This window comes from Erysipelothrix anatis (assembly GCF_009828745.1).
Taxonomy (GTDB): domain Bacteria; phylum Bacillota_I; class Bacilli_A; order Erysipelotrichales; family Erysipelotrichaceae; genus Erysipelothrix; species Erysipelothrix anatis.
Window position 1 is genome coordinate 43,855 of the sequence record NZ_WTSX01000002.1, and the last position, 23,902, is coordinate 67,756.

Below are 23,902 nucleotides of genomic sequence, written 5' to 3' on the forward strand. Positions count from 1 at the left end.
CAGTTCCCTCCTGTCATTTTGTCATAAATCGACGTGTTGGTTTCCGTTCAAGATAGTACATTATTTTCTCTAGAGATAATAGTTCAAGGTTATCAAGAGAATTATTTATATGTGTATCAATTAATGCTTGCGTTCCGAATTCATGGCGCCATGTATTAATAACACCTGCCAAAGGTACGTCATCAGCATCTCCTTGCCAAAGCTTGAACCGCTCGATAATTTCGATCGGAGCTGCATCGAATTGAATCTGACCTTCTTTGAAGTAGATGATACGGTCTGCAATCCGCTCAAAATCTTCAACATTATTGGTAGCTACTACGACCGTTTTTGATTCATCGATGAGGTAATCCTGTATTCCGGAAATTGTGTCATTTAAGGACTTAGTGTCCAAACCAAGCGTTGGTTCGTCTAAAAGCCAAACATCTGCATTTACAGCTTGAACAGTCGCAAACATAAGCATGCGAGATTGCCCTTTCGATAAGTCATTTACTTTGATATTGATAGGTATCTTATAGTTCGCTATTTTCTCATACCAGGTTTTTTTATCGTAGGTTCGATAGATTACACTTAGTATGTCGTGGATTGTATAGGAGTTTGCATCGCTTGGAAATGGCGTTTTATCCGGCATATATGCAACTGTATGATTTTTTATATATTCTGAATAGGCGAGGTCATCATATGTAATGCTCCCACCATTCGGCTCTAGTATTCCTGCCATGACCTTTAGTGTCGTGGACTTACCTTTTCCATTTTTCCCCGCAAGTAAAACTAGTTCGCCTTGATGTATTGCAAAGTTAAGGGGACCAATTGTAATAGCATCTCTTTCTTTAATTAGTTCGTTTAGTTTAATCACGTTGAATTCCTCCTTGCATCAGCTCAACAAAACTTTCTACAGTTATCTTGTCAAAATTTACATTTCTCAATTCCAAAAGATTTTTAGCTTGGTCTTGAAATGATTCAATATCAGTAAACATTAGCATTTGACCTTGTTCTACATATGCGACAAAATCAATCATTGAACTCAATTCACGGACGAGGTGTGTTGAGATAATGGCGGTGGCATTATGTTCGAATACATAATCATAGAGATCTTCCATGATCTCCAGCCGGGTGGCTGGATCAATCCCTGTCGTCGGTTCATCAAATACTAGTAGTTTTGCATTATGAGATAGTGCAAGGGCCATTAAGAACCGCTGTTGCAATCCATAGGACAACGTTTTAATTTTCTTGTCCAATCGCAACTCGTATTTCTGTGAATAGAACTCAAAGGCTGTTTCGTTCCACGTATCTTTATAAACAGCTTTCATAATTTTTAGGACTGCATTGGCCGTGAGATTATCGTTAAAAGGAAATGTGTCCGGTATATACGCTAAGGTTGATCTGAAATCCACGACTCCATCAAACGCCACACTTCCTTGTTTATTATCACGATTTCCCATGAGCATCTTGATGATTGTGGTTTTCCCAGATCCATTACCGCCAAAGAGGCCCAAGATTCCTTGTGGTAATGTAAAAGATATCGGTCCAATTTGAAGTAATTGATATTCTTTTTTTATGTCGTGTACTACAAGCCCCTTATTCATATTTGTTTCCCCCTTGGTTCCAAACCTGATATCGATTTTCTTTCCATTGCATATAAACTCCAACAATTAGCGCTAAAGCCCCAATTACATAATTACGTGTCATCTGGAGATGCATTGTCATAGTATTGAAGAGATACATAGTAGTCACAATAATTGCTACGATTGCAAATATCCCCTCCAATATTTTTCCTATAGTATCATTTTTCTTAACAGGAGTTTTATACAAACTCATCGATAAAAAGAAATAACCAAAGAAAACGAATAATTGATTGAAAAAATTGAAGTAGTAATTAAATCCGAAGTAGATCCACGGTAGCTCGATTAGGGATGTTATAACAAGTGCAACTAGCGACGAAAATACTATAGTTCCTAGGATGCGATCCCAAAGCGAAAGTGGCATTACTTCATAAAAATCATCAGTTGCTGGAGTCATATATATACCATACAAAATCAACCATTCTCCGGCACTTGTATAATAGTTTATTAATGATCTTTCCTGCACAAAGAACAAGGGTACTAAATGCAAAACATTGATTACTAAAACAATGATGACTATTCTTCGCCATTTATGTTTACTTTGAAGTAAATACTGTATTTGCCCGCTCATTATCTTCTCCCCCTCTATTGTAAAAACTTTGTAAAATTATTTCTTTTGTAGATGTAATAGAATCCGTATAGCACTACAGTGATTATAGCTCCCGCTCCAAAGATCACAATACTGTTGAAAACCATGCCCAGAAAGGCAAATACGAAGAATGCGACGAATCCAAATGCTACTTCATTTTCGGTGCCTTTTTTCTTAACACCTTTGATGTTAATGTATGATCCTTCAACTAAGGACCACCCCAAAATTATGCCAGTCATAAAGAATGTACTTGTAGCACTATTCCCTACTAAGGATAGTATCGATAACACGAATAAGGCTTCCACTAGTGCAATCCCCACCGTAACCACGGTCCGATCACGTGGTGTTATTGGGAGTGCAAAATATGATAATTGCCCTTCTTTTTTAAACAAACGTGTTGTTAGCCCAGAGAATGCAATATAAAATGGAAAATAACTTGAATCATTGTTACCACTTATTGTACGAAGAAAGATAAATATTGAAAGGATAATACGAACGATAATTGTTCCCCATCGTTCTCTTAATTGAATACTGAGTTCGCCTGCCATATCTATTCTCCTATCTCTTCTTCTAAAATCTGCAACATCTCATAAACTTCCTTATAATCTATCGCTGCCGTCTTCGCAAGAATTAATGCTTCTTCCAGTTTTTGTTGAATTTCTGATAGGTACTTCTCTTGGATAAAATCTTTGTTTTGTTCAGCAACGTAGCTCCCTTTTCCAGGAACTGTTCGAATTAATCCTTCACGCTCTAGTTCTTCATAGACTCGCTTTGTCGTAATTACGCTTACTTTCAATTCTTTCGCCAAATGCCGTATCGAGGGCATCAGCGTTCCAGGCACTAACGATCCATTCGCAATTTGATCACGTATTTGCGTCACAATTTGCTCATATATGGGCCTACTGTCATTATTTTTAATATATATCTGCATGATGTCCTCCTTGTATATACATTATATACACAGTATATATACAGTGTCAATATGCGTTAGATACAGTTGCCCCAAAATAAGAAAAAATAAAAAACCTCACAACATTGGAAAAGACCAAATGTTGTGAGGTTTTGATTTTATGAATTACTACGAATTGTCGCTACTTTCTTGATTAAATATTCTTGCAGCTCCATAGCAGTATCTTTGTTCATTGCAGGTACGCCATCAAGTGGGTACTCTTTATCAATCAATTCATATTTATTTACACCCATTGTATGATATGGCAATAATTCAATTCGTTCAATATTATTCAATGGCGCGATGTAATCTGCAAGTTCATCCATGTATTTATATGTATCATGGAAACCTGGAACAATAACAACACGAATCCAAATAGGAACATTGTGGGCTTGCGCTTTTTCTAGAAATTGTTGGGTTACCCGAAGGGGCGCGCCGGTCATTTCTCGATATTTTTTTTCTTCTAAACCTTTAATATCATAGAGAATTGTATCGGTAACGCTTAGAATATCATCAAATGTATCTGGTCTTCCAAATCCTGATGTATCTAAACATGTGCTAATACCCTCAGCTTTGCATGCTTTCATGGCTTCGTATAGAAACTCCGGTTGATTAAGAGGTTCTCCACCACAGAATGTTACGCCCCCTTCTTCTCCATAGTAAGGTTTATAACGTTTGAGTTTATCGACTAACTCATCGACTGTGATTGCATCTTTTGGATCTGTTTTCCACATGTCTGGATTGTGGCAGAACAGACAGCGAAGGGGACAGCCAGATAAGAACGCTATCGTTCTTATTCCAGGGCCATCCACCATCCCCATAGTTTCAAATTTACGAATGTAGCCTGTACGACTAGATTGTTTCATGGAAGGTACGGCTGATAACTTCACGTTGTTGTTCTGTCGATAGACGGTTGAAGTTTACTGCGTATCCTGAGACACGGATTGTTAATTGTGGGTATTTTTCTGGATTTTGCATTGCATCTTCCAATAACTCACGGTTCAAGACGTTTACATTTAAGTGGTGTGCTTTTTGGTTAAAGTATCCATTCATTACACCAACAAGGTTATTGACACGTTCATCTTCACTCTTACCTAATACTTGAGGCACGATTGAGAATGTGTTTGAAACACCATCTTCACAAACATCTGCATATGGAATTTTCGCAACTGAGTTCAATGAAGCAAGTGCTCCTGAGCTATCGCGTCCATGCATTGGGTTTGCACCCGGTGCAAATGGCTCTCCAGCTTGACGTCCGTCAGGTGTTGATCCTGTTTTCTTACCATAAACAACGTTTGATGTAATTGTAAGAATTGAAAGTGTGTGTTTTGCATTGCGAATTAACTCATGTTCTTTGAGGTATCCTGAGAAACGCTCAACGAGATCAACTGCAATTGCGTCAACTGCATCATCATCATTTCCGTATTTTGGATAATCTCCCTCAACTTCAAAGTCCACTGCAATTCCTTCTTCGTTACGAATTGGTTTGACACTTGCATATTTGATTGCTGAAAGTGAGTCGACTGCAACAGATAACCCTGCAATTCCAAATGCCATGAGGCGTTCTACGTTTGTATCGTGAAGTGCCATTTGACCTTTTTCGTATGCATATTTATCGTGCATATAGTGAATAATATTCATTGTATCAACGTAGACAGCAGCAACTTCTTTTAAGACATCATCGTAAACTGCCATAACTTTGTCATAATCTAATATTTCATCATTCATTTCTGGAACATCATCAATTACTTTAATGCCCTTAACTTCATCACGTCCACCGTTCATTGAGTAGAGTAATGCTTTTGCTAAGTTTGTACGTGCCCCAAAGTATTGCATTTGTTTTCCAATTTCCATTGCTGAAACACAGCATGCAATTCCGTAATCATCGCCAAAGTTTGGACGCATAATATCATCATTTTCATATTGGATTGCTCCAGTTTCGATAGACATTTTTGCACAGTAACGTTTGAATCCGATTGGTAAGTCTTCTGACCAAAGCACTGTCATATTTGGCTCAGGTGCTGGTCCTAAGTTTGTTAATGTATGTAAGTAGCGGAATGAGTTTTTAGTTACAAGAGTACGACCATCTTGTCCCATACCACCAATTGATTCCGTAACCCATGTAGGGTCACCTGCAAATAAGTCATCATATTCTGGTGTACGTAAGTGACGTGCTAAACGTAATTTCATAATAAATTGGTCAATGTAAGCTTGTGCTTCCATCTCTGTAATTTCGCCTGCGGCGATATCACGTTCGATATAAATATCTAAGAATGATGAAGTACGGCCAAGTGACATTGCAGCACCGTTGTTTTCTTTGATTGCTGCAAGGTATGCAAAGTATGTCCATTGAATAGCTTCTTTTGCATTGACTGCAGGTTGGCTAATATCGAAACCATATTTTGAAGCCATCGATTTAATTTCTGCTAATGCGCGAATTTGTTCGTTTACTTCTTCACGTAATTGAATGCCTTCAGCATTAATTTTACGAATTTTTGCTAAATCTTTTTTCTTCTCAGCGATTAAGAAGTCAATACCATAGAGCGCTACACGACGGTAGTCACCGATGATACGACCACGTCCATATGCATCTGGAAGACCTGTAAGTAATCCTGTTGTACGGTATTTACGAATTTCTGGTGTATACGCATCAAACACACCTGCATTATGTGTTTTCGTATAATTATGCCAGAAATGGCTTGTTTGATCATCAAGTTTGCGGCCATAGATATCTAGGATATTGTCCACCAAACGGATTCCCCCGTAAGGGTTGATAATACGTTTTAAAGGAGCATCAGTTTGAAGTCCGACAATTTCTTCGTCTTCTTTGATGATGTAACCAGGACCAAAGTTGTCGATTCCTGACATTTCGTTCATTTCGATGTCAAGTACGCGAACTTTAACCTCTTCTTTTAACAGTTCTAAACTCTTATTCCATAGGCGATCTGTATTATCGCTAATTGGTGCTAAGAATTTGTCATCGCCTTCATACGGTGTAACGTTTTGTTGAATGAAGTCTCTAACATTAATTTCCTCTTGCCATGAACCTGGCTTAAATCCGTTCCATGCTTTTGTCATAGTAACATCTCCTTTGTTTCTACCCCTATCTTACCAAAGGAATAATGGGTTTTCCGTGTGTTGATGATTATTTTTTATCATTTCCGTTATTTTGATAATCAGACATCAAATCTTTGTTTGATTTACACGCATTTGATAATAAAGTTTATATTTTCACAATGTTTGTTCGGAAAGCTGATGATACCGCTTCACAACTGGATATTATCGCCTATATGCAATCCACTTGTATATCTAAATCACAAACTTTGGCTTATTGAGTTGTGTTGTCACAGATAGCGTTTTCTTATATAATAAGAGCACATGAATGGAGGTAGTGTCGATGTCTGTTGACGCCCGAAAATATTTAGAAACTTTTATTCCAATGATCGATTTTTTAGCTGAATTGTTAGGAAAAAATTCAGAAATCGTATTGCACGATCTTACCAATCTTGATTCTTCAGTTGTTGCAATCCGCAACAATTACATTACGAAACGCGAAATTGGTGCCCCAGCAACAGATTATGTGTTGCGCGCTCTGAAAGCAGGTATTAATGAGACCGTCGATTACACGATCCACTATCGTGAAGTCAGCAACCGTGAACACAAGCAATTACGTTCTGCATCGTATTACTTACGTAAAGATGGTGAGCTATTCGGAATGATTTGTGTTAACACCGATGAAGCAGTATTCAAGCAATTGAATCAAAGTATGGACGCTATTGAGTTATTACTTCGTACGTATAAACAACACCAACCTGAAGAACAATCCGCAATCCCCGAATCATTCTCTCGATCAATTGAAGAGATGGCCGAGAATACAGTCCTTGAGCTATCAGTAGCGAAAGGCATTCCCGTTGATAAGTTTAAACAAGATGATAAATTTGAAACCATCGAAGTTCTTTACGATAGTGGCTTCTTCTTGCTAAAAGGTGCCGTTCCTGAAATTGCACGCATTCTTAAAATATCTGAACCCACAGTCTACCGTTACCTACAAAACGTTAAGGCTAAAGATCAATAAGCATAAAGGCACTCGTCGAGTGCCTTTTTATTTATCCAATCATTACGATTACAATCCGAAAAATGTACATAATGAATGTAAAAACCATCACGATTACACTTATCGAGTTGCCCATATATTTGCGCATCCGCATTAAAAGCATGATCGTTGCATAATATACACAGTGCATCAGAACGGTTCTCACTAGCATTAATGTCGTCATCATCAACTCATTCAAAACTAGTTGAAGAAAGACTAAACTTACCAGAGTTTTTATACTCCTTCGAAAAATCAGTGCTAAATACTCATCTTCATTTAATCTGATTTTTAACGGAATTTCCATCTGAATATACTGATATACCGTATCTGCATAACATAACCCTACAAACAGAATTGTACAAATGATGACAAATGTGTCGATTGGCAGCTCCGACATACCAAAGTGAAGCATCTGGAATTGTCTAGTAATCTCTGGTGAGAATAATGTATAGAGGCTTGTTAAAAGAACTAGTAAATATGATTTATACTTACCAAACTTATATCTCACGAATTTCTCCGTACTCTAATTCATAAACAGCGTCAAAATCAATACTCGATACACCATCGTGTGCACAGATAATACATGTCTTTTTCGCATCTCTCAGTGACTCAATGATCTCATTAAACGCAGCGACGCTTTTTCTATCTAAACCCCGTGTAGGCTCATCCAGAAGAATCAAATCTTGATTCTCCATAATTGCTTGAATAATCCCGAGTTTTTGACGCATTCCCAAACTATAGCTCTTAACCGGTTTCTTGCTTGTTATTTCAAGGTCGAATTGTTGCATAAGATTCCGGGTTTTTTCCCAATCAAAAGTTCCTGTTAACTCCGCCAAAAACTGTAAATTGAATAGAGCTGTTTCATGTTCAATGAACATTGGATTTTCGATTAAACCACCAATTTTTTGAGAGGTTTCTACATAAATACTGCCTGAATCAGGATCGATGAGTTTAGCAATTAATTTCAAAAGTGTCGATTTCCCAGAACCGTTACCACCTCTTATATGAACTAATGCCCCTTTCTTTATTTCTAAATTTAACCCATCCAACACCATCGTTCCCTTAAACGACTTTCTCAAAGATTTAACTGATACGCTTTTTCTCATTGAATTTCCTTTCTTATGTCAAGGTGATACCGGACAAAAACTCAACAACTTTTACATTAATATTCGAATAATGAAGCATTAGACTCATCACGATAGGAAGTGCGAGTACTATTCCCGAGGCAATCCCTTTGAAAAATATAGACACGTTAATGACGAGGCACCATAAAAACATACATATCGCAATCCACCCTACGAATATTAGCACAAGCTTTTTCTCATAAATCCCACCCCAACCAATTATGATGAGGGGACCAAATCCAACGATGCAATACATCATCGTATCAAAAACTGCTTGTACCCATAGCGCTTTATCCAAAGCATCTTTCCCTATTCGAATTTGAATAGAATCTCGCATTCGTTTAATCAACCGCGCATTGTGGATTAGGTAAGTGAAAAAAGATGTTGTCACTAACATAGGAATAATATTAGCACTCATAATAAAGCTTTCCACCTTTAGTTTTTCTTCTGCTTTCGGAATTGTACTAATGTGAGGGTAGAGGACGTACATCGAATAACACACTGCAAACACGTAGCAAACAAGGTATCGTGATTTTTTTACTTTGATCCATGATTTACCCATAGAGCCTTCTCCGTTTCAATGTAAACCGATAGAGAATGTACGACACAAGAACGTAGAGTACTGAGGCTGATATGAAACTTTGAAGTACATAGCCATAGTGTGTCCCAGGTGATAGGATTGAAGATGGCATAACGATTGATAATATCGCTCTCACCGGTTTTTTTCAGCAATTGTTGGGATTAGCGTAACCAAGGATGTAAAAGCAGCAATGTATATAAACACACTCAAGAATTTGTGGATTATTGGTATAAGAATATAGATATACGCATTGCGAATGTAATCTGCCATCAGAAATACGAATACAACATAAATCCCAGTTCCCACCGACGCAAGTATCCAATGTGCAAAAACAATACCAGTATTTGCATGATTAATTAATTCTGACATCGTCCATAGCGATTCAATCTGAAACGGTTCTAAAGTAAATGGATTCCAACAATGCACTGCAACGATGTTTAGACATTCAGTTAGAAAACGAATGATACACGCACTTAAAAATATCTTTACGATACTACGCCGATACAGATTTTCCCACCCAATTCGGATTGCCATACTCGATACTGCTTGAGAATGAAATATTCCGTAGATAGGATACAAAGCAATACCAATCGTGACCCACATTATCAATGGGTACAAATCAGTTGTTGCGCTTTCTTGTAGAACAACATATTGAAATGGACCATTTCCCGGGTGTGGACTCAGTGAAGACGTCCAAAAACTTACGTTGAAACTAAGCACATTTACAAGAATTACGATACATCCAATCTTAATTAGTTTGAGTCTCATTGGTTTGAACCTCATTTTACCTCCTAGTCGAATTATGACATCACCATCCTTACATAGTTTTTTGTAGTCTTCAATTAACTATGCATTAGTGGTCGTATAATACGCCTTATCGGTATCGTTACCTCCATTCAAACATAAAAAAACCTACATCCATCATTGAATGTAGGTTTTTAAATTAGTTTTAGATTGTTTCACGCCAGAATTTAGCGCCCAATGCTTTGAGTTTACTATCAATTTCATCGTAACCACGATCAATGTGATAAATATCATGAATTTCAGTAATACCATCTGCCATAAGACCAGCAATTACCAATGATGCTCCAGCACGTAAGTCAGTTGCCGTTACTTTGTTACCAAATAACGGTGTAACACCTGTAATGGTTGCTTGCGCAGTCCCTACGCTAATTGTAGCGCCCATTCGTTGGAGTTCTGCCGTATGTTTGAAACGTTCCGCATAGATTGTTTCCTTAACAGTTGAAGCTCCTTCCGCACGCGTCAGAAGCGTAGTCATCGGTTGTTGAAGATCTGTAGCAAATCCTGGATAGGTTTGAGTCGTAAAGTCAACAGCCTTCAAATCTTCTGATTTCAAGATGCGAATCGAATCAACACCAATTTCCATATTGACGCCCATTTCAATTAATTTAGACGTCAACGCTTCGACATGTAATGGAATAATGTTTTCAATGGTCACATCATCAGCCATTGCAGCTGCCATAATAATGTAGGTCCCTGCTTCAATACGATCAGGAATAATATCATGCGGTTTTCCGTTTAATGATGTAACCCCTTCAATGGTGATTTCATTAGTACCTGCTCCACGAATGTTCGCACCCATTTTAGTTAAGAAGTTAGCGAGATCAATAATTTCAGGTTCTTTCGCAGCATTTTCAATCACAGTACGACCTTCCGCTAATACAGCCGCAAGCATGATGTTAATTGTCGCTCCCACTGATGCAAAATCAAGATAGATTTTTGCTCCAACAAGATGATCTGCTTTAATAGTGTAGTATCCTTGAGAGTAATCAACCGTTGCTCCCAAAGCCTCAAATCCTTTTAAATGTAAGTCAAATGGACGAGGCCCTAAATAGCATCCCCCTGGCATAATCATACGCACTGACTTAAACTTACCAAGCAATGCCCCCATAAAGTAATACGATGCACGTAAACGTGTGACTGCATCAATGTCTAAGTCGACATTTTTCATATTTGAAGTGTTAATTTTATAATGGCCAGACTCCGGAGATTCAACTGATACTCCCAATGATTCAAGAATTTCAGTCAATGATTCAACATCTGAAATGTTTGGAACCCCATAGATATTGACATCACTGTTATCCGCTAAGATTGCTGCAGGTATTAAAGCTACTGTTGCATTCTTTGCCCCACCAATTGTTACTTTTCCGTTTAGACGTTTTCCACCTTCGATTTTAATAATTTCTACCATTTGTACAACTCCTTTAGTCATAGTAATTATACCCCAAATGGTCAAACAATTATAGTCAAAGCACCGCATATAAAAAGAGTCTTTTGTGAAGACCCTTATTTTACTGGCTTATGGCGTGCTGCAAGTGTGTAAGCGAGACCCACTAAGACACCACCACCGATAATATTACCAAGATATGCGAATGTAAAGTTGAAGATAAATCCTCCAATTGAAACACCACCCATAACATTACTTGCAAGGAGCAAGAAAATGTTCGCAACACTATGTTGGAAACCAAGTAATGCAAATAACATAACCGGGAACCAAATACAGAAGATTTTGGCACTCATATCTTTAACACCAACGCTCATCCACGATGCAAACCCAACAAACCAGTTACACATCACGCCCGAGACAAAGATTTGAAATGCAGTATAATGCATTTTCCCTTCCGCAATCGTATGCAGCTGATCCACATACGGGCTAAGCATACCTAAAATTTGTACGCCAACTAAAACAACAAACAATGAACCCAGGAAGTTTCCAAGCGTTACTACTGCCCAGTTTCCTAAGAGTTCTTTGATTGACACTTCTTTATTAAAGAGTGCAGTGGAAACGATTGTCATATTTGATGTAATCAGTTCTCCTCCAGCTACTAGAATCACAATGATTCCAACTGGGAAAATTGAAGCACCTATTAATACCCCTACTAACCCTGGGATACGTGCTGTCACGATTATGTAGGTTAAGTATGCGAATGCAACCAGTGCTCCTGCCAAAAAACCTAAAATTATTTTCGCCATAAATGGTTTATCAACTTTTTTACGGCCCAGTTCAGTTACTTTTTGAACTGTTTCTTCCATTGAATACATATTCTCCTCCAAAAAACTTTCCTTTGATATCTTATCCATGCGGCGCACTTTAATCAAGATGTTTTCATCACAAGACTGTCTTTTTGAGGTATCTTACATTCTTTTCTCGATATTTGTTGTTATCTACGTGAATATATTCCTTCTTACGCATAAAAAAAAGAAATCGCCGAAGCGATTTCTTGAGAAGTTCAATTAAGCTTTGTTAGCTGAACCGAAGATTTCGATTTTTTCTTTAACTGCTTCTTTCATTGCTTCAAATCCTGGAGCTAAAAGTTTACGAGGATCGTAGTTTTTACCTTCAAGGTCTTTACCAGCAACGATGAAGTCGCGAAGTGCTGCAGCGTTAACTAATTGTAATTCTGTGTTAACGTTGATTTTTGAAACACCTAAATCGATAGCTTTTTTAATTTGGTCTTCAGGGATTCCTGAACCACCGTGTAATACTAAAGGAATGCTTCCTGTAGCTTGTTTAATTGCATCTAATGTTTCGAAGCTTAAACCTACCCAGTTTTCTGGATATTTACCGTGGATATTTCCGATACCAGCTGCTAAGAAGTCAATGCCTGTGTCAGCCATTGTTTTACATTCTTGAGGATCAGCTAATTCACCTGTACCGATGATTCCATCTTCTTCTCCACCGATTGATCCAACTTCTGCTTCAACTGATGCACCTTGTGCATGAGCGATTGCAACGATTTCACGAGTTTTTTCCAAGTTTTCATCGATTGCTAAGTGTGATCCATCGAACATTACAGATGTAAATCCAGCAGCAAGCGCTTCTTTAGCACCTTCAAAGCTACCGTGGTCTAAGTGTAATGCAACAGGAACAGTAATGTTCATTTCTTCCATCATACCTTTAACCATACCTACAACAGTTTTGTAACCTGTCATATATTTTCCAGCACCTTCTGAAACTGCAACCAAGATTGGTGAGTTCATTTCTTGTGCTGTTGAGAGAACTGCTTTTGTCCACTCTAAGTTGTTGATATTGATTGCTGGAACCGCGTAATGTCCATCACGTGCGTTTTCCAGAATTTCTTTTGCTGAAACTAATGCCATAGTTATGCTTCCTCCTAATTTCTCTTCTATTTTACTCTCTTTTTAGAATTTTGCAAAGAGGCTGCCACAAATCCTTTGAATAAAGGATGCGAACGGTTCGGTCTTGACTTAAATTCAGGGTGATATTGTGAAGCAACAAAGTGAATATGGTCTTTCAACTCAACAACTTCAACTAATTGCCCATCAGGACTCAAGCCACTAAATACAACACCTGCTTTTTCAAATTGCTCACGGTATTTGTTATTAAATTCATAACGGTGGCGGTGACGTTCAAAAATGACATCTGACCCATAAAGTTCGCGTGCTTTGGTACCTTCTTGCAATTCACAAGGATAATCACCCAAACGCAACGTTCCACCAAGGTTTGTTTTATGAATTTGATCTTCCATAATATCGATAATTGGGAATTTTGTATCCGGATTAATTTCCGTAGTATGGGCACCATCCATACCTAAAACATTACGGCCAAATTCGATCATCGCAATTTGCATTCCTAAACAAATTCCGAAGTACGGTACATTATTCTCACGTGCAAAGCGTGCGGCTGTAATTTTTCCTTCAACACCACGTTCGCCAAATCCACCAGGAACTAATATACCATCGTACTTAGCTAACATATCGTCTTTGTTTTCTTCAGTAATTGTTGTTGAATCAATCCAGTCGATATTAACGCGACTGCTTACTTCGTATCCTGCATGCATTAATGATTCCGCAACTGAAAGATAAGCATCTTTTAATTCAACATATTTACCAACCAACGCGATTTTAACATCATCTTGAAGATGGGATGCACGATCGATCATTTCATTCCATTCTGTCATATCAGCTTGTGGTAAATCAGTAATACCAAATTTATGAACAATATACTCATCGAGTCCTTGTTTTTGGAACATTAACGGTAATTCGTATAAATTTTCGACATTACGTGATTCGATAATGGCATTCTCGCGAACATCACAGAAAAGTGCTATTTTGTTTTTCATATCGCTTGTAAGTGGCTCATCACAACGTGTAACAATAATGTTTGCTTTGATACCGTGTGACATTAGCTCCTTAAAGCTATGTTGAGTAGGCTTCGTTTTGTACTCTGAACTCGCAGGTACTTTTGGGATTAAAGTTGTGTGGATAAAGACAACATCTTCAGTAGCATTTTCGGCATGAACTTGACGGACCGCTTCAAGGAATGGGAGTGATTCGATATCTCCTACTGTTCCTCCAATTTCGGTGATTACAACATCTGCACCAGACTCTTCAGCCGCTGCATAAATTTTATTTTTAATTTCATCTGTAATATGTGGAATAACTTGTACAGTCGCACCATTATAATCACCACGACGTTCTTTATTAATAACGTTTTGATATACACGTCCGGTTGTAATGCTTGCATTACGTGTTAATTCCTCATCGATAAATCGTTCATAGTGTCCAAGGTCCAAGTCTGTTTCTGCACCATCTCGGGTTACAAAAACCTCGCCATGTTGGTATGGTGACATGGTTCCTGGATCAACGTTAATGTACGGATCAAATTTTTGCATAAACACTTTCATACCACGGTTTTTAAGTAAACGTCCTACTGATGCTGCAATGATACCTTTACCGATACCTGATACAACACCACCAGTGACAAAAATATATTTTGTTGTCATATTATCTCCTTCTAAAAAATAAAAAAGCTCCCATCGCTGGAAGCCTACTGCCCTTTATTATTCTATCAAACTCGTTATGGGTATTCAACCATAAAAATCGAGACACTACAAAAAGCCACTTATATAGCGGGAAATTTACATTTAGGGTTTAAAAACCTGCATTCGCTAAAATGCAGGTTTGGGTTATTGTATTAATTACTCGTCGTCTGTAACGCTGAGTTCAATTGGGTAATCTTCAAACTCTTCTTCATAGTCATCATAACCATCAAGAAGATCCGGGTCAATTTGTAAACTTTCAAGGGTATGACGTTCACGAAGGTCCCATTTATTTCCCTCTAACGAGATGAAACGTGAGTCCATCATTAACGCATTGTAAAACGATGCAACTTTTCTTTTAGCTGCTTCTTCGGGTAGCTTAACTTCTTCTGAAACTTCAGCCCATAATTTCTGGAAAGTAGTTTCTTTCTTTTTCTTTTGTAATTTATCAAATGCAATATCGCTTAACGATTTAGATGCCATAATGTTATACCTCCGGTTCCCACCAACATTCAAACTCAAGTGTGTCAACACGTTGACCTTCTTGGTCTAAATGATACCTAATATAAAATACATTGTTGTCAATCTTCATTTCATCTACACTTACATCAAATACAATTGTTCCATGTTCGTTTTTAACGAGCATTTCTGTCGATTCATCTCGACGAAATAGACCTTGTGTTAGCCAACTGTCTTGGCGTTTGAGCGAAATTTCATGGTCCGTAATGTCGAGTATCACAACTGCGCCATTTTTTTCGACATAACTAATACGCTTGTACACACCTAAATCTTGTAGTGTTGCGTTTTCATCAACTGTCTTTGCATTCGCTTCTCGTGATTTTTGTATAACTGTAATTTTCAAAACGGATAGATTGCCCCCTTACTTATTTACCATTGCATTATATGAAAATACGGTACAATGTCAATACATTTTAACAAAAAAAAATGAAAGTGCACGGATATCGTTGCACTTTCATACAGAATTCACATTTCTTATTGTTTGCTTTCGAAGTAAGCTTCGATATCTGAAACCTCACGGATGATTTGTGGGGCAAGATCTTCGTTACTTTCTTCAGTTACCAAGACATCTGTTTCAATACGGATTCCAATGCCTTCTTCAGCGATGTAAAGTCCCGGTTCGTTTGTAATTACATTACCTGCTTGGAGCGGCTCCTCACGGTCGATCCAGACATCATGAGTATCCAACCCTAATGAATGTCCTATACCATGATAATAGTAACGTGAGACGTCTTGAGGGTCTTCTATGAGCCCCAATTGGATACATCCCTCAGCAAGATACTCTTTCGCAAGATCATTCAATGTTTTGATGCTGATGCCTGGACGAATTGCTTCATTAACAGCATGGAACGTATCTAAGACCACTTGATAAACATCACGTTGACGATCTGTAAATTTACCATTTATTGGGAATGTTCGAGAAATATCTCCACCATAGCCATTAACACGGATTCCTAAATCGAATAAGACTAGATCTCCATCCAGTAGTTCTTGATTATTTTCGATGTAGTGGAGTACTGTTGCATTTTTTCCACCAGCTAAAATTGTATCAAACATCAAGTCACCGTGTTGTTTCATACCTTCATAGTAGAAACGTGCAGCAACATCATTTTCATTGTTCCCTGGTTTCACTTCTTCAAGAGCACCCATAATGGCATCATTTGTAACAACAAGTGCATGCTTAATCGCTTCAACTTCTTCCGGAAGTTTGACCATTCGTAGTCTAACAAGTTCTTCAAAGATATTAACGACGCGGTCTTCACCCACAAAATCTACAAACGCTAAACCCGATCCGTGGAACTCTTCTGTTATTGTGTCGTGATCAAAATCTAGACCGATTTGTACGTCTCGTTCCATGACCGAATTTACAAAAGCATCAAATTCATCAAAGTATCGAATATCTTCAATTCCAGAAATAAGCTGTGCTTCTTCTTCCGTCATGTAGTGACCGACCCATTTTTCCATATTTGGATCAATTTCACGAAGGAACAACGTCACAGCTTGTGTTGTCTTATCAAATACAACTACAGCCTCTGGTTCTTGAATCCCTGTTGCGTAGTAGAAATTACGGTTTGCTTGAAATGGATACTGCGCATCTGCTGATTTGCGTACACCTTTACCACTAAATAAGAACGTTACAGTATTTTTTGGTAGTGCGTTCATAATATTTTCACGAATTGTGATGTATGTTTGACTATTCATATACAATCTCCTTTGGATAGAATACCTTACGGTCTTCTTTATCTTCCCCTTGCACAAATCCTCTTACAATTGATGATGCCTCAGATAACTCAACAAGGTCACCTTTAATTGATACATAAATTCCTGAGTTTGTGTCTTCTTTGCGATATGGCTTTTGATACAAAGTCTGTGTTGTGAAGTCTTCCACAACATAGTATCTCGCATCATATCCATTTTGTGTCGTTGCCCTACGAATTTTTTCGAGTTGATTGGTTCCGGTTAAATCTTCGTATTGAAAGAGAACCCGATTTAAAAGACGTAACGCTAAGTCTTTTAAAATTGGATCGTCACTGTTTGTAAGTACTGTGAACCCGTGCGTAACCGCTGGCTCATCAAGTTTGAAATGGTCTTCAAGTGAGATTTCTGTATTATTCAAAAACGGCTTGAAGAATGCAACGCAATCCAACATTTCTGGATTGGTCGTCATCAAATCACGCATTCTTGAGAAAATAGAAAGTAAAATCCCTTCGAAGCTTCGTGATGCTGGGTGAAGATAAACTTGCCAGTACATTTGGTAACGCGCCATGATGTAATCTTCAACAGCGTGTATACCACTTTCTTTCATGACGATGCGATCGCCTTCCAACTTCATGGTTCGAAGAATTCGTTGTAGGTCAAATTCTCCATAACTAACACCGGTAAAGTATGAATCCCTTAATAAATAATCCATACGATCAGCATCGAGCTGACTTGAGATTATCTGTGTTAATAATGTTCGTTCATGACGATGCGCAATAATATCACTTACAATTTCCGGTAAATCGGGACTTGCTTGTTTTAGAATCCGATTGATTTCAGACGGTTCGCGGATAATTCGATCTGTGAATGTTTCATGGTGAACCGAGGTTACAGATTCAAACGCATGCGAAAAGGGACCATGTCCAACATCATGCAAAAGACCTGCACAAAGAAGGGCAATTTGCTCTTCTTCGGACAGACTTTCTTTCAGCCCACTGACTTTTTCAATCATTTGGCGCACTACTTCGTAGACTCCGAGTGAGTGAGAAAATCGTGAATGTTCTGCAGTATGATAAACCATGTAAGTACCACCTAATTGGTGGATACGTCGTAGTCTTTGGAATTCTGGTGCGTTTATCAGATCCCAGATTACTTGATAATTTACATGAATATATCCGTGAACGGTGTCACGCATCACTTTCTGCTCAGCACAGCGTTTATTAAGCGTTGACATAAGTTTCTAAACGTTTTTTAACCACATCATAACCTGTTAAGTATAACGCACTCATAAGATCAGGTCCGTGTGATTGATGGGTAGCACTGACACGAAGTCCCATGAATAATGGTTTTCCTTTGAGTTCAGTTTCTTTTTTAGTTGCGTTAAATGCTTCTTTAAGTGCTTCAACTGACCAAGCTTCGGGTAGGTTTTTCAAGAATGACGCAGCCACTGTTTTGGTTGTCTCCCATGCAAGTACTTCTTCTTCAGCTTCTGTAATAACCGGCTCATTGAAGAAACTATCAATCAGACTTCCAATTTCAGAACCATATTGTGTTTGGTCTTTATAGAGTAACAAGAGTTTCTCGACCCATGCTTCATCTTTTGATGCAAGATCATGACTTGCAGCAGCATAAGGTCTCACGAATTCAAGCCATTCTGCATCTGATTTTTCTTTTAGGTATTGGTGGTTCATCCATGTTAATTTGGTAACATCAAACATTGATGGCGCTTTTGATAAACGAGATTCATCAAATTCAGCAATTAATTCCTCTTTAGTGAAGAGTTCTTTCTCACCTTTTGGTGACCATCCTAGAAGTGCCATAAAGTTAAACATTGCTTCCGGAAGATATCCTTGATCTTTATATTGACTGATAAACTGCATCACAGAGTTATCACGTTTTGAGAGTTTTTTACCACTTTCGTTAACAATGAGTGTCATGTGACCATAACGTGGTATTTCCCAATTGAACATCTCAAAAATCATCATTTGTTTTGGTGTATTCGAAATGTGTTCTTCACCACGGAATACGTGTGAGATTTCCATCAAGTGGTCATCAATCACAACCGCAAAGTTGTAAGTTGGAATACCATTTGATTTGACAATCACCCAGTCCCCAATATCTTTGGATTCAAAAGTGATTTCACCACGTACCATGTCATCAAACGTATAGGTTTGATCTTCTGGAACATGGAGGCGAATAGAATGTTGGCGTCCTTCAGCTTCGTAAGCTGCTTTCGTAGCTGCATCAAGATGTAAGCATTTTTGATTGTATCGTGTTGATGCATAGCCAGCTTCTTTTTGGCGATTATAGTCTTCTTCGAGTTCTTCTGAAGTACAGTAGCATTTATATGCATGTCCACTTTCAAGAAGTTTTTCTGTATATTCTCGGTAGATATCTAAACGTTCCATTTGACGGTATGGCGCATATTTCGGGTTGGGTTTATCAGGAGACTCATCTGCTTCAATCCCTAACCAATTTAAGAAATATGTTTGGGACGCTTCGCCACCTTCAACATTACGTTCTACATCTGTATCTTCGATACGTAATACGAAATCTCCCCCATAGTGTTTTGCAATTAAATAGTCAAACAACGCTGTACGCGCGTTTCCGATATGTAAAAACCCTGTTGGGCTTGGTGCATATCTAACTCGAACTCTTTCCATATTTTTACCTCTTTTCAAAAACATTGCATTTATTATATCACGTTCTGTGTTTTCCCTACAATTTAAGTATGTGCATTTACATGGTTTACCTTGTATTTTCACGTAATATGGTTGTATATTTTAGCGAAAACAAAAAGATTGATACACTGTACCAACCTTTTCTTATTTATCATTTTAGCGATCCAAAAGCATCGCAACACCCATTCCGCCACCAATACATAGTGACGCAATTCCGCGTTTAGACTCGGATCGAAGCATTTCATAGATTAGTGTAACCATAATACGTGCTCCCGACGCTCCAATTGGATGCCCCAGTGAGATTGCACCACCGTTCACATTAACTTTATTAGCATCAATATTTAAATCACGAATAACCGCTAATGACTGTGCGGCAAATGCTTCGTTCAATTCAAATCGATCAACACTGTTTAAATCAATTTTTGTTTTTTCAACGAGTTTAGAAACTGCAAGATAGGGCGCATATCCCATAATTGATGGATCCATACCAATTTCCGCAAATCCATTAATGGTTGCGAGAATCTCAAGATTCATGGCTTCTGCTTTTTCTCGACTCATAATAACCAATGCAGCTGCACCATCATTAACTCCGGATGAATTTCCAGCTGTTACAGAACCACCCTCACGAAAACTTGGTTTTAATTTTTGAAGTCCTTCAAGTGTTGAGTTATGACGAATGTATTCATCTTCCTCAAAAATCCCTTTTTTTGTTTCTACAGGTACAATTTCTGCTTTAAAGATACCTTCGCGTTGTGCTTTGCTTGCACGAAGTTGAGATTCCAGTGCAAATGCATCTTGGTCTTCGCGGCTCACATTGAATTGATCCGCAACATGCTCTGCTGTCATTCCCATTAATTCTTGTGTAAAGGCATCCGTAAATCCATCAACCGTTATCGTATCCTGTGTTTCAAGATTCCGCATTTTCGAACCGAATCGACCGTTTTTTACAATATGTGGGGCCTGAGATAGGTTTTCAAAACCACCCACAACTGCAATATCACTTTCTCCCAGCAAAATTGACTGCATTCCAAGATGAATTGACTTCATCCCAGAACCGCACATTTCATTGATTGTCATCGCTGGTGTGCTGTATGGAATTCCCGCATGAACGGATGCTTGTCGCGCTGGGTTTTGTCCCAATCCCGACTGAATCACGTTTCCCATAACAACATAATCGACGTCTTCCGGCTTGATTCGTGCACGATTCATCGCTTCTTTTATTACGGCAGTCCCGATTTCTACGGCTGTGGTTCCAATGAGGCTTCCCCCAAATTTCCCAATAGCAGTACGGGCCGCGCCTACAATTACTACGTCGCGCAAATAGATCACTCCTTTTTGTTTATAGTGTTAGCCTGTATATTATACCTTTTGTTTAATCCAAAAACAAAACTTTTCGTATTCTTTGCCTATTTGGGCAAATCTCCGTATAATAGTTTTACTATTAAAAGGAGTACTTTATGAAAATAGGTATTGATAAAATCGGGTTCTATTCTCCAGGATATTTTCTGGATATGGCCGATTTAGCTACAGCGCGTAACGCTGACGTGAACAAGTATACCATTGGTCTTGGACAAGATAGAATGGCAATGCCCCCTATCACACAAGATACCATAACTATGGCTGCGAATGCTGCCGTTGGAATCTTATCCGAAGAAGATTTAGAAGCAATCGATTTGGTTATCTTAGGTACCGAAAGCGGAACCGACCAGTCAAAAGCAGGTGCAACTGCAATCCACCATTTATTAGGTATTAACCCCTATGCTCGTGCAATCGAAATGAAACAAGCTTGTTATGCTGCAACCGCAGGAATTCAACTTGCGAAAGGTCATATTGCATTAAACCCTACCAAAAAGGCTCTGATTATCGCATCAGACATTTCCAAATACGGCTTAAATTCAGGTGGTGAACCGACACAAGGTGCCGGTGCTGTCGCGATTTTAATTGCTGCAAATCCGCGCATTATGAGTTTGGATAATGACGCTGCATACTTTACTGATGATATTTTGGATTTCTGGCGACCAAACTACAGCGATTATGCATTTGTTGATGGTCAGTATTCGAACGAACAATACCAACGATTCTTTGAAGCAACGTTTAACCGCTACATGGAAGATACCGGCCGTACACTTGATGATTTCAATGCGTTAACATTCCATATTCCGTATACCAAGCTAGGGCTTAAATCATTACGTATGGTCGCAGATATAGATACCCGTCCTGATTTGTTCGAGAATTTTAATCACGCTACTTATTACAACCGAACGGTTGGAAATATTTATACAGGTTCACTCTATTTGAGTCTTATTTCGTTACTTGAAAAAGGGTCATTAGCCGCAGGTTCTCGAATTGGATTGTTTAGTTACGGTTCAGGAGCTGTTGGAGAATTTTTCAGCGGTGTTCTTGAGGACGGTTACAAAGACCATCTTGTTTCGGATCATCAAACCATGATTGATGCCCGTAAACGCCTATCGATTCATGCCTATGAAGCGATGTATAATGTATCGTTAATTAAAGATGGTTCGCACCAAATCTTGGATACAACACACGAAACATCACCATTCTATCTTAAAGAAATCAAACACCACAAACGTGTTTATAATAAATAAAAGGAGCTTTTGCTCCTTTTTTGTTTGTTTTTTATGCGTTATGTTGTGATTTTGTCGTCTAAATACACAAAGTTTCATGTGTTATTGCTCATCGATATATGCAATTGTTAGTTCAATCATCGTTTGCGCAAGCATTACCAATACCCGTTCATCTGCTTCAAATTTAGGATTATGTAAAAAATATGGAGATGGTGCTGCAGATGACCCTACAAATAGAAACGCACCTGGAATTGTTTTTAAATACGTTGCGAAATCTTCTGAAAATGGTACAGGCTCAATTTCTTCAACCGTATCAAGAAAGGCTGCTTTTTTAAGAACTGGAATAATCTTCGATACCACTTCAGGATGATTTACAAGTGCGGGGTATCCTCCTAAATGATTCATTCGAACCTCAACCTTGTACATAGCGGCAATCCCATGACACAGCGCTTCAAGTTCTGATTCAAGACATTTTTCAACACTTTCCTCGAAATAACGCGTGCTTAAAGCGAGATGAACATGCTCTTGGATGACATTATCAGCACCTTTTCCCTCAAACGATCCGATTGTAATTACGGCCGGTTTTTGTGGGTCAATACGTCGAGACACAATGCTTTGGGTCGCTACAACGAATTGACTTGCAGCAACAATTGCATCATTCGCTAGATGTGGCGATGCACCATGTCCACCTAAACCAGTAATATCAACTGTGATTGCGGCATTACCGGCCATCATGGATGCCTTCGCATAACGGATGGTTCCGAGCTTTTCGTCAGGCATCACATGCGCTCCATAAATACGGGTTACATCATCAAGAAGTCCGGAGTTCATGAAATCCACAGCACCTCCTGGAGGTGTTTCTTCGGCATGTTGGTGGATAATTTTGATAGTAATCGGTAATTGGTCACGAAGTGTGATGAGACTATCAGCCGCAATCATAAGAGCTGCTGTATGCAAATCATGACCACACGCATGCATAATACCATCATGTTGAGACTTAAACGAACTCTCGACTAACTCTTGCATTGGTAAGGCATCAAAATCCGCTCTCAATGCGAGGACACGTTCTGATTTTCCTGGGTTAATCGTAACTACAAAGCCGTGACGCTCTGAAATCGTGTCTATTTGTACGGGTTTTTCCGCATAGAAGTTTTTAATGTATGCTGCAGTCTCAACTTCTGCGAATGACAATTCTGGAAATTGATGGAGATGCCGACGTATTGCAATCATTTCATCCATTCGGTCCTCAATCATTTTTAATAATAATGCTTTCATAGCGTCTCCTTAAATAAAAGTACCGCCGCAGCGGTACTTGATTATAGTTTGTGGAATGCTTCGACATCTACAACAAATACTGTTGCACCACCCACTTGGACTTCAACTGGGAACGAAGCATAGCGTCCGATGTCATAAGATGCTGTGGAAGGAACCACTTCGGTGCGTTTTTTACCTTCGCGACCGATAATCTCTAAACAAGAATCAACACGATCATCATCACAACCAATAATTAGAGTTGTGTTACCTGCTCGTAGGAATCCTCCTGTCGTTGCAAGACGTGTTACTTGGAAATTCTCTTTGTTTAGCGCTGTTGAAACAGATGAACTATCATCGTTTGATACAATTGCGAGTACTAATTTCATAAGTATTCTCCCCTCTTATTA

General features: G+C 38.6%; 24 protein-coding genes. 2 read left to right on the plus strand and 22 right to left on the minus strand.

The window, feature by feature from the left end; genetic code table 11:
* Positions 1-13: 13 nt before the first annotated feature.
* The 7 genes from GVV19_RS01715 to pflB all read right to left on the minus strand — a co-directional run bounded on the left by GVV19_RS01715 (position 14) and on the right by pflB (position 6,235).
* Positions 14-853 carry an ATP-binding cassette domain-containing protein gene (locus tag GVV19_RS01715; protein WP_159645067.1) on the minus strand — a complete coding sequence of 280 codons (840 nt, stop codon included), beginning with the start codon at positions 851-853 and terminating at the stop codon, positions 14-16.
* Positions 846-1,583: an ATP-binding cassette domain-containing protein gene (locus GVV19_RS01720; RefSeq protein ID WP_159645069.1), complete on the minus strand. Its 738-nt coding sequence runs from the start codon at positions 1,581-1,583 to the stop codon at positions 846-848. Before GVV19_RS01720 ends, GVV19_RS01715 begins: the two co-directional genes overlap by 8 nt.
* A complete protein-coding gene (locus GVV19_RS01725) occupies positions 1,576-2,190 on the minus strand; it encodes a hypothetical protein (RefSeq protein WP_159645071.1) in 615 nt (204 codons plus the stop codon). Before GVV19_RS01725 ends, GVV19_RS01720 begins: the two co-directional genes overlap by 8 nt.
* A gap of 14 nt (positions 2,191-2,204) precedes the next feature.
* A complete protein-coding gene (locus tag GVV19_RS01730; RefSeq protein ID WP_159641554.1) occupies positions 2,205-2,756 on the minus strand; it encodes a hypothetical protein in 552 nt (183 codons plus the stop codon).
* Positions 2,757-2,758: 2 nt separating this feature from the next.
* Positions 2,759-3,139 carry a GntR family transcriptional regulator gene (locus tag GVV19_RS01735; protein WP_159641553.1) on the minus strand — a complete coding sequence of 127 codons (381 nt, stop codon included), beginning with the start codon at positions 3,137-3,139 and terminating at the stop codon, positions 2,759-2,761.
* Between the two features lie 137 nt (positions 3,140-3,276).
* Entirely contained in the window at positions 3,277-4,023 is a 747-nt protein-coding gene (gene pflA / locus GVV19_RS01740; protein ID WP_159638524.1) for a pyruvate formate-lyase-activating protein, read from the minus strand.
* Complete coding sequence (pflB, locus tag GVV19_RS01745; protein ID WP_159638526.1) at positions 4,010-6,235, minus strand: formate C-acetyltransferase; 2,226 nt, start codon at positions 6,233-6,235, stop codon at positions 4,010-4,012. The genes pflA and pflB overlap by 14 nt, the downstream gene beginning before the upstream one ends.
* A gap of 319 nt (positions 6,236-6,554) precedes the next feature.
* Between pflB and GVV19_RS01750 the strand changes: the two genes are divergently transcribed.
* A complete protein-coding gene (locus tag GVV19_RS01750; protein ID WP_159638528.1) occupies positions 6,555-7,232 on the plus strand; it encodes a helix-turn-helix transcriptional regulator in 678 nt (225 codons plus the stop codon).
* A gap of 515 nt (positions 7,233-7,747) precedes the next feature.
* Here GVV19_RS01750 and GVV19_RS01755 read toward each other — a convergent pair.
* From GVV19_RS01755 to GVV19_RS01815, 13 genes are all read right to left on the minus strand, one after another.
* Complete coding sequence (locus GVV19_RS01755) at positions 7,748-8,356, minus strand: ATP-binding cassette domain-containing protein (RefSeq protein ID WP_159645073.1); 609 nt, start codon at positions 8,354-8,356, stop codon at positions 7,748-7,750.
* Between the two features lie 13 nt (positions 8,357-8,369).
* Positions 8,370-8,936 (minus strand): hypothetical protein, encoded by a 567-nt coding sequence (locus GVV19_RS01760; RefSeq protein ID WP_159645075.1) that lies wholly within the window; start codon positions 8,934-8,936, stop codon positions 8,370-8,372.
* A 150-nt stretch (positions 8,937-9,086) separates the two neighbouring features.
* Positions 9,087-9,722 (minus strand): hypothetical protein, encoded by a 636-nt coding sequence (locus GVV19_RS01765; RefSeq protein ID WP_159645077.1) that lies wholly within the window; start codon positions 9,720-9,722, stop codon positions 9,087-9,089.
* Positions 9,723-9,903: 181 nt separating this feature from the next.
* On the minus strand, positions 9,904-11,166 hold the full coding sequence (locus tag GVV19_RS01770; RefSeq protein WP_159641548.1) for a UDP-N-acetylglucosamine 1-carboxyvinyltransferase: 1,263 nt from the start codon (positions 11,164-11,166) through the stop codon (positions 9,904-9,906).
* A gap of 95 nt (positions 11,167-11,261) precedes the next feature.
* Positions 11,262-12,017: a formate/nitrite transporter family protein gene (locus GVV19_RS01775; protein WP_159645079.1), complete on the minus strand. Its 756-nt coding sequence runs from the start codon at positions 12,015-12,017 to the stop codon at positions 11,262-11,264.
* Positions 12,018-12,209: 192 nt separating this feature from the next.
* Positions 12,210-13,076 carry a class II fructose-1,6-bisphosphate aldolase gene (fba, locus tag GVV19_RS01780; RefSeq protein ID WP_159638540.1) on the minus strand — a complete coding sequence of 289 codons (867 nt, stop codon included), beginning with the start codon at positions 13,074-13,076 and terminating at the stop codon, positions 12,210-12,212.
* Positions 13,077-13,102: 26 nt separating this feature from the next.
* Positions 13,103-14,722: a CTP synthase gene (locus GVV19_RS01785; RefSeq protein ID WP_159645081.1), complete on the minus strand. Its 1,620-nt coding sequence runs from the start codon at positions 14,720-14,722 to the stop codon at positions 13,103-13,105.
* 195 nt (positions 14,723-14,917) lie between these two features.
* Positions 14,918-15,241 (minus strand): DNA-directed RNA polymerase subunit delta, encoded by a 324-nt coding sequence (rpoE, locus tag GVV19_RS01790; RefSeq protein ID WP_159638544.1) that lies wholly within the window; start codon positions 15,239-15,241, stop codon positions 14,918-14,920.
* A 4-nt stretch (positions 15,242-15,245) separates the two neighbouring features.
* Positions 15,246-15,620, minus strand: coding sequence for a DUF1934 family protein (locus GVV19_RS01795; protein ID WP_159638546.1), 375 nt, complete (start codon positions 15,618-15,620; stop codon positions 15,246-15,248).
* Between the two features lie 131 nt (positions 15,621-15,751).
* Positions 15,752-16,978 carry an aminopeptidase P family protein gene (locus GVV19_RS01800; protein WP_159641546.1) on the minus strand — a complete coding sequence of 409 codons (1,227 nt, stop codon included), beginning with the start codon at positions 16,976-16,978 and terminating at the stop codon, positions 15,752-15,754.
* Positions 16,971-18,209: an HD domain-containing protein gene (locus tag GVV19_RS01805; RefSeq protein ID WP_159638550.1), complete on the minus strand. Its 1,239-nt coding sequence runs from the start codon at positions 18,207-18,209 to the stop codon at positions 16,971-16,973. The genes GVV19_RS01800 and GVV19_RS01805 overlap by 8 nt, the downstream gene beginning before the upstream one ends.
* Positions 18,196-19,638, minus strand: a complete 1,443-nt coding sequence (gltX, locus tag GVV19_RS01810; RefSeq protein ID WP_159641545.1) for a glutamate--tRNA ligase — start codon at positions 19,636-19,638, stop codon at positions 18,196-18,198. Before gltX ends, GVV19_RS01805 begins: the two co-directional genes overlap by 14 nt.
* A gap of 174 nt (positions 19,639-19,812) precedes the next feature.
* Positions 19,813-20,985, minus strand: a complete 1,173-nt coding sequence (locus tag GVV19_RS01815) for an acetyl-CoA C-acetyltransferase (RefSeq protein ID WP_240914420.1) — start codon at positions 20,983-20,985, stop codon at positions 19,813-19,815.
* A gap of 128 nt (positions 20,986-21,113) precedes the next feature.
* On the opposite strand from GVV19_RS01815, the gene GVV19_RS01820 reads away from it, so the two are divergent.
* Positions 21,114-22,262 carry a hydroxymethylglutaryl-CoA synthase gene (locus GVV19_RS01820; RefSeq protein ID WP_159645086.1) on the plus strand — a complete coding sequence of 383 codons (1,149 nt, stop codon included), beginning with the start codon at positions 21,114-21,116 and terminating at the stop codon, positions 22,260-22,262.
* A gap of 81 nt (positions 22,263-22,343) precedes the next feature.
* Here the strand turns inward: GVV19_RS01820 and GVV19_RS01825 are convergent, their stop codons facing one another.
* Both GVV19_RS01825 and GVV19_RS01830 read right to left on the minus strand, forming a co-directional pair.
* Positions 22,344-23,516, minus strand: a complete 1,173-nt coding sequence (locus GVV19_RS01825; protein ID WP_159645088.1) for a M20 metallopeptidase family protein — start codon at positions 23,514-23,516, stop codon at positions 22,344-22,346.
* A gap of 41 nt (positions 23,517-23,557) precedes the next feature.
* The gene (locus GVV19_RS01830; RefSeq protein WP_159638560.1) at positions 23,558-23,881 is read right to left on the minus strand and encodes a cyclic-di-AMP receptor; all 324 of its coding nucleotides are present in this window, start codon (positions 23,879-23,881) and stop codon (positions 23,558-23,560) included.
* Positions 23,882-23,902: the final 21 nt, after the last annotated feature.

Bases quoted from the DNA above. Each gene is read 5' to 3' on its own strand.
- GVV19_RS01830 (WP_159638560.1), bottom strand. From the start codon at position 23,881: ATGAAATTAGTACTCGCAATTGTATCAAACGATGATAGTTCATCTGTT.
- pflB (WP_159638526.1), bottom strand. From the start codon at position 6,235: ATGACAAAAGCATGGAACGGATTTAAGCCAGGTTCATGGCAAGAGGAA.
- GVV19_RS01785 (WP_159645081.1), bottom strand. From the start codon at position 14,722: ATGACAACAAAATATATTTTTGTCACTGGTGGTGTTGTATCAGGTATC.
- GVV19_RS01820 (WP_159645086.1), top strand. From the start codon at position 21,114: ATGAAAATAGGTATTGATAAAATCGGGTTCTATTCTCCAGGATATTTT.
- gltX (WP_159641545.1), bottom strand. From the start codon at position 19,638: ATGGAAAGAGTTCGAGTTAGATATGCACCAAGCCCAACAGGGTTTTTA.
- GVV19_RS01805 (WP_159638550.1), bottom strand. From the start codon at position 18,209: ATGTCAACGCTTAATAAACGCTGTGCTGAGCAGAAAGTGATGCGTGAC.
- GVV19_RS01775 (WP_159645079.1), bottom strand. From the start codon at position 12,017: ATGTATTCAATGGAAGAAACAGTTCAAAAAGTAACTGAACTGGGCCGT.
- GVV19_RS01825 (WP_159645088.1), bottom strand. From the start codon at position 23,516: ATGAAAGCATTATTATTAAAAATGATTGAGGACCGAATGGATGAAATG.
- fba (WP_159638540.1), bottom strand. From the start codon at position 13,076: ATGGCATTAGTTTCAGCAAAAGAAATTCTGGAAAACGCACGTGATGGA.
- GVV19_RS01735 (WP_159641553.1), bottom strand. From the start codon at position 3,139: ATGCAGATATATATTAAAAATAATGACAGTAGGCCCATATATGAGCAA.
- GVV19_RS01765 (WP_159645077.1), bottom strand. From the start codon at position 9,722: ATGAGACTCAAACTAATTAAGATTGGATGTATCGTAATTCTTGTAAAT.
- GVV19_RS01770 (WP_159641548.1), bottom strand. From the start codon at position 11,166: ATGGTAGAAATTATTAAAATCGAAGGTGGAAAACGTCTAAACGGAAAA.
- GVV19_RS01760 (WP_159645075.1), bottom strand. From the start codon at position 8,936: ATGGGTAAATCATGGATCAAAGTAAAAAAATCACGATACCTTGTTTGC.
- GVV19_RS01755 (WP_159645073.1), bottom strand. From the start codon at position 8,356: ATGAGAAAAAGCGTATCAGTTAAATCTTTGAGAAAGTCGTTTAAGGGA.
- GVV19_RS01730 (WP_159641554.1), bottom strand. From the start codon at position 2,756: ATGGCAGGCGAACTCAGTATTCAATTAAGAGAACGATGGGGAACAATT.
- GVV19_RS01725 (WP_159645071.1), bottom strand. From the start codon at position 2,190: ATGAGCGGGCAAATACAGTATTTACTTCAAAGTAAACATAAATGGCGA.
- rpoE (WP_159638544.1), bottom strand. From the start codon at position 15,241: ATGGCATCTAAATCGTTAAGCGATATTGCATTTGATAAATTACAAAAG.
- GVV19_RS01750 (WP_159638528.1), top strand. From the start codon at position 6,555: ATGTCTGTTGACGCCCGAAAATATTTAGAAACTTTTATTCCAATGATC.
- GVV19_RS01800 (WP_159641546.1), bottom strand. From the start codon at position 16,978: ATGAATAGTCAAACATACATCACAATTCGTGAAAATATTATGAACGCA.
- pflA (WP_159638524.1), bottom strand. From the start codon at position 4,023: ATGAAACAATCTAGTCGTACAGGCTACATTCGTAAATTTGAAACTATG.
- GVV19_RS01720 (WP_159645069.1), bottom strand. From the start codon at position 1,583: ATGAATAAGGGGCTTGTAGTACACGACATAAAAAAAGAATATCAATTA.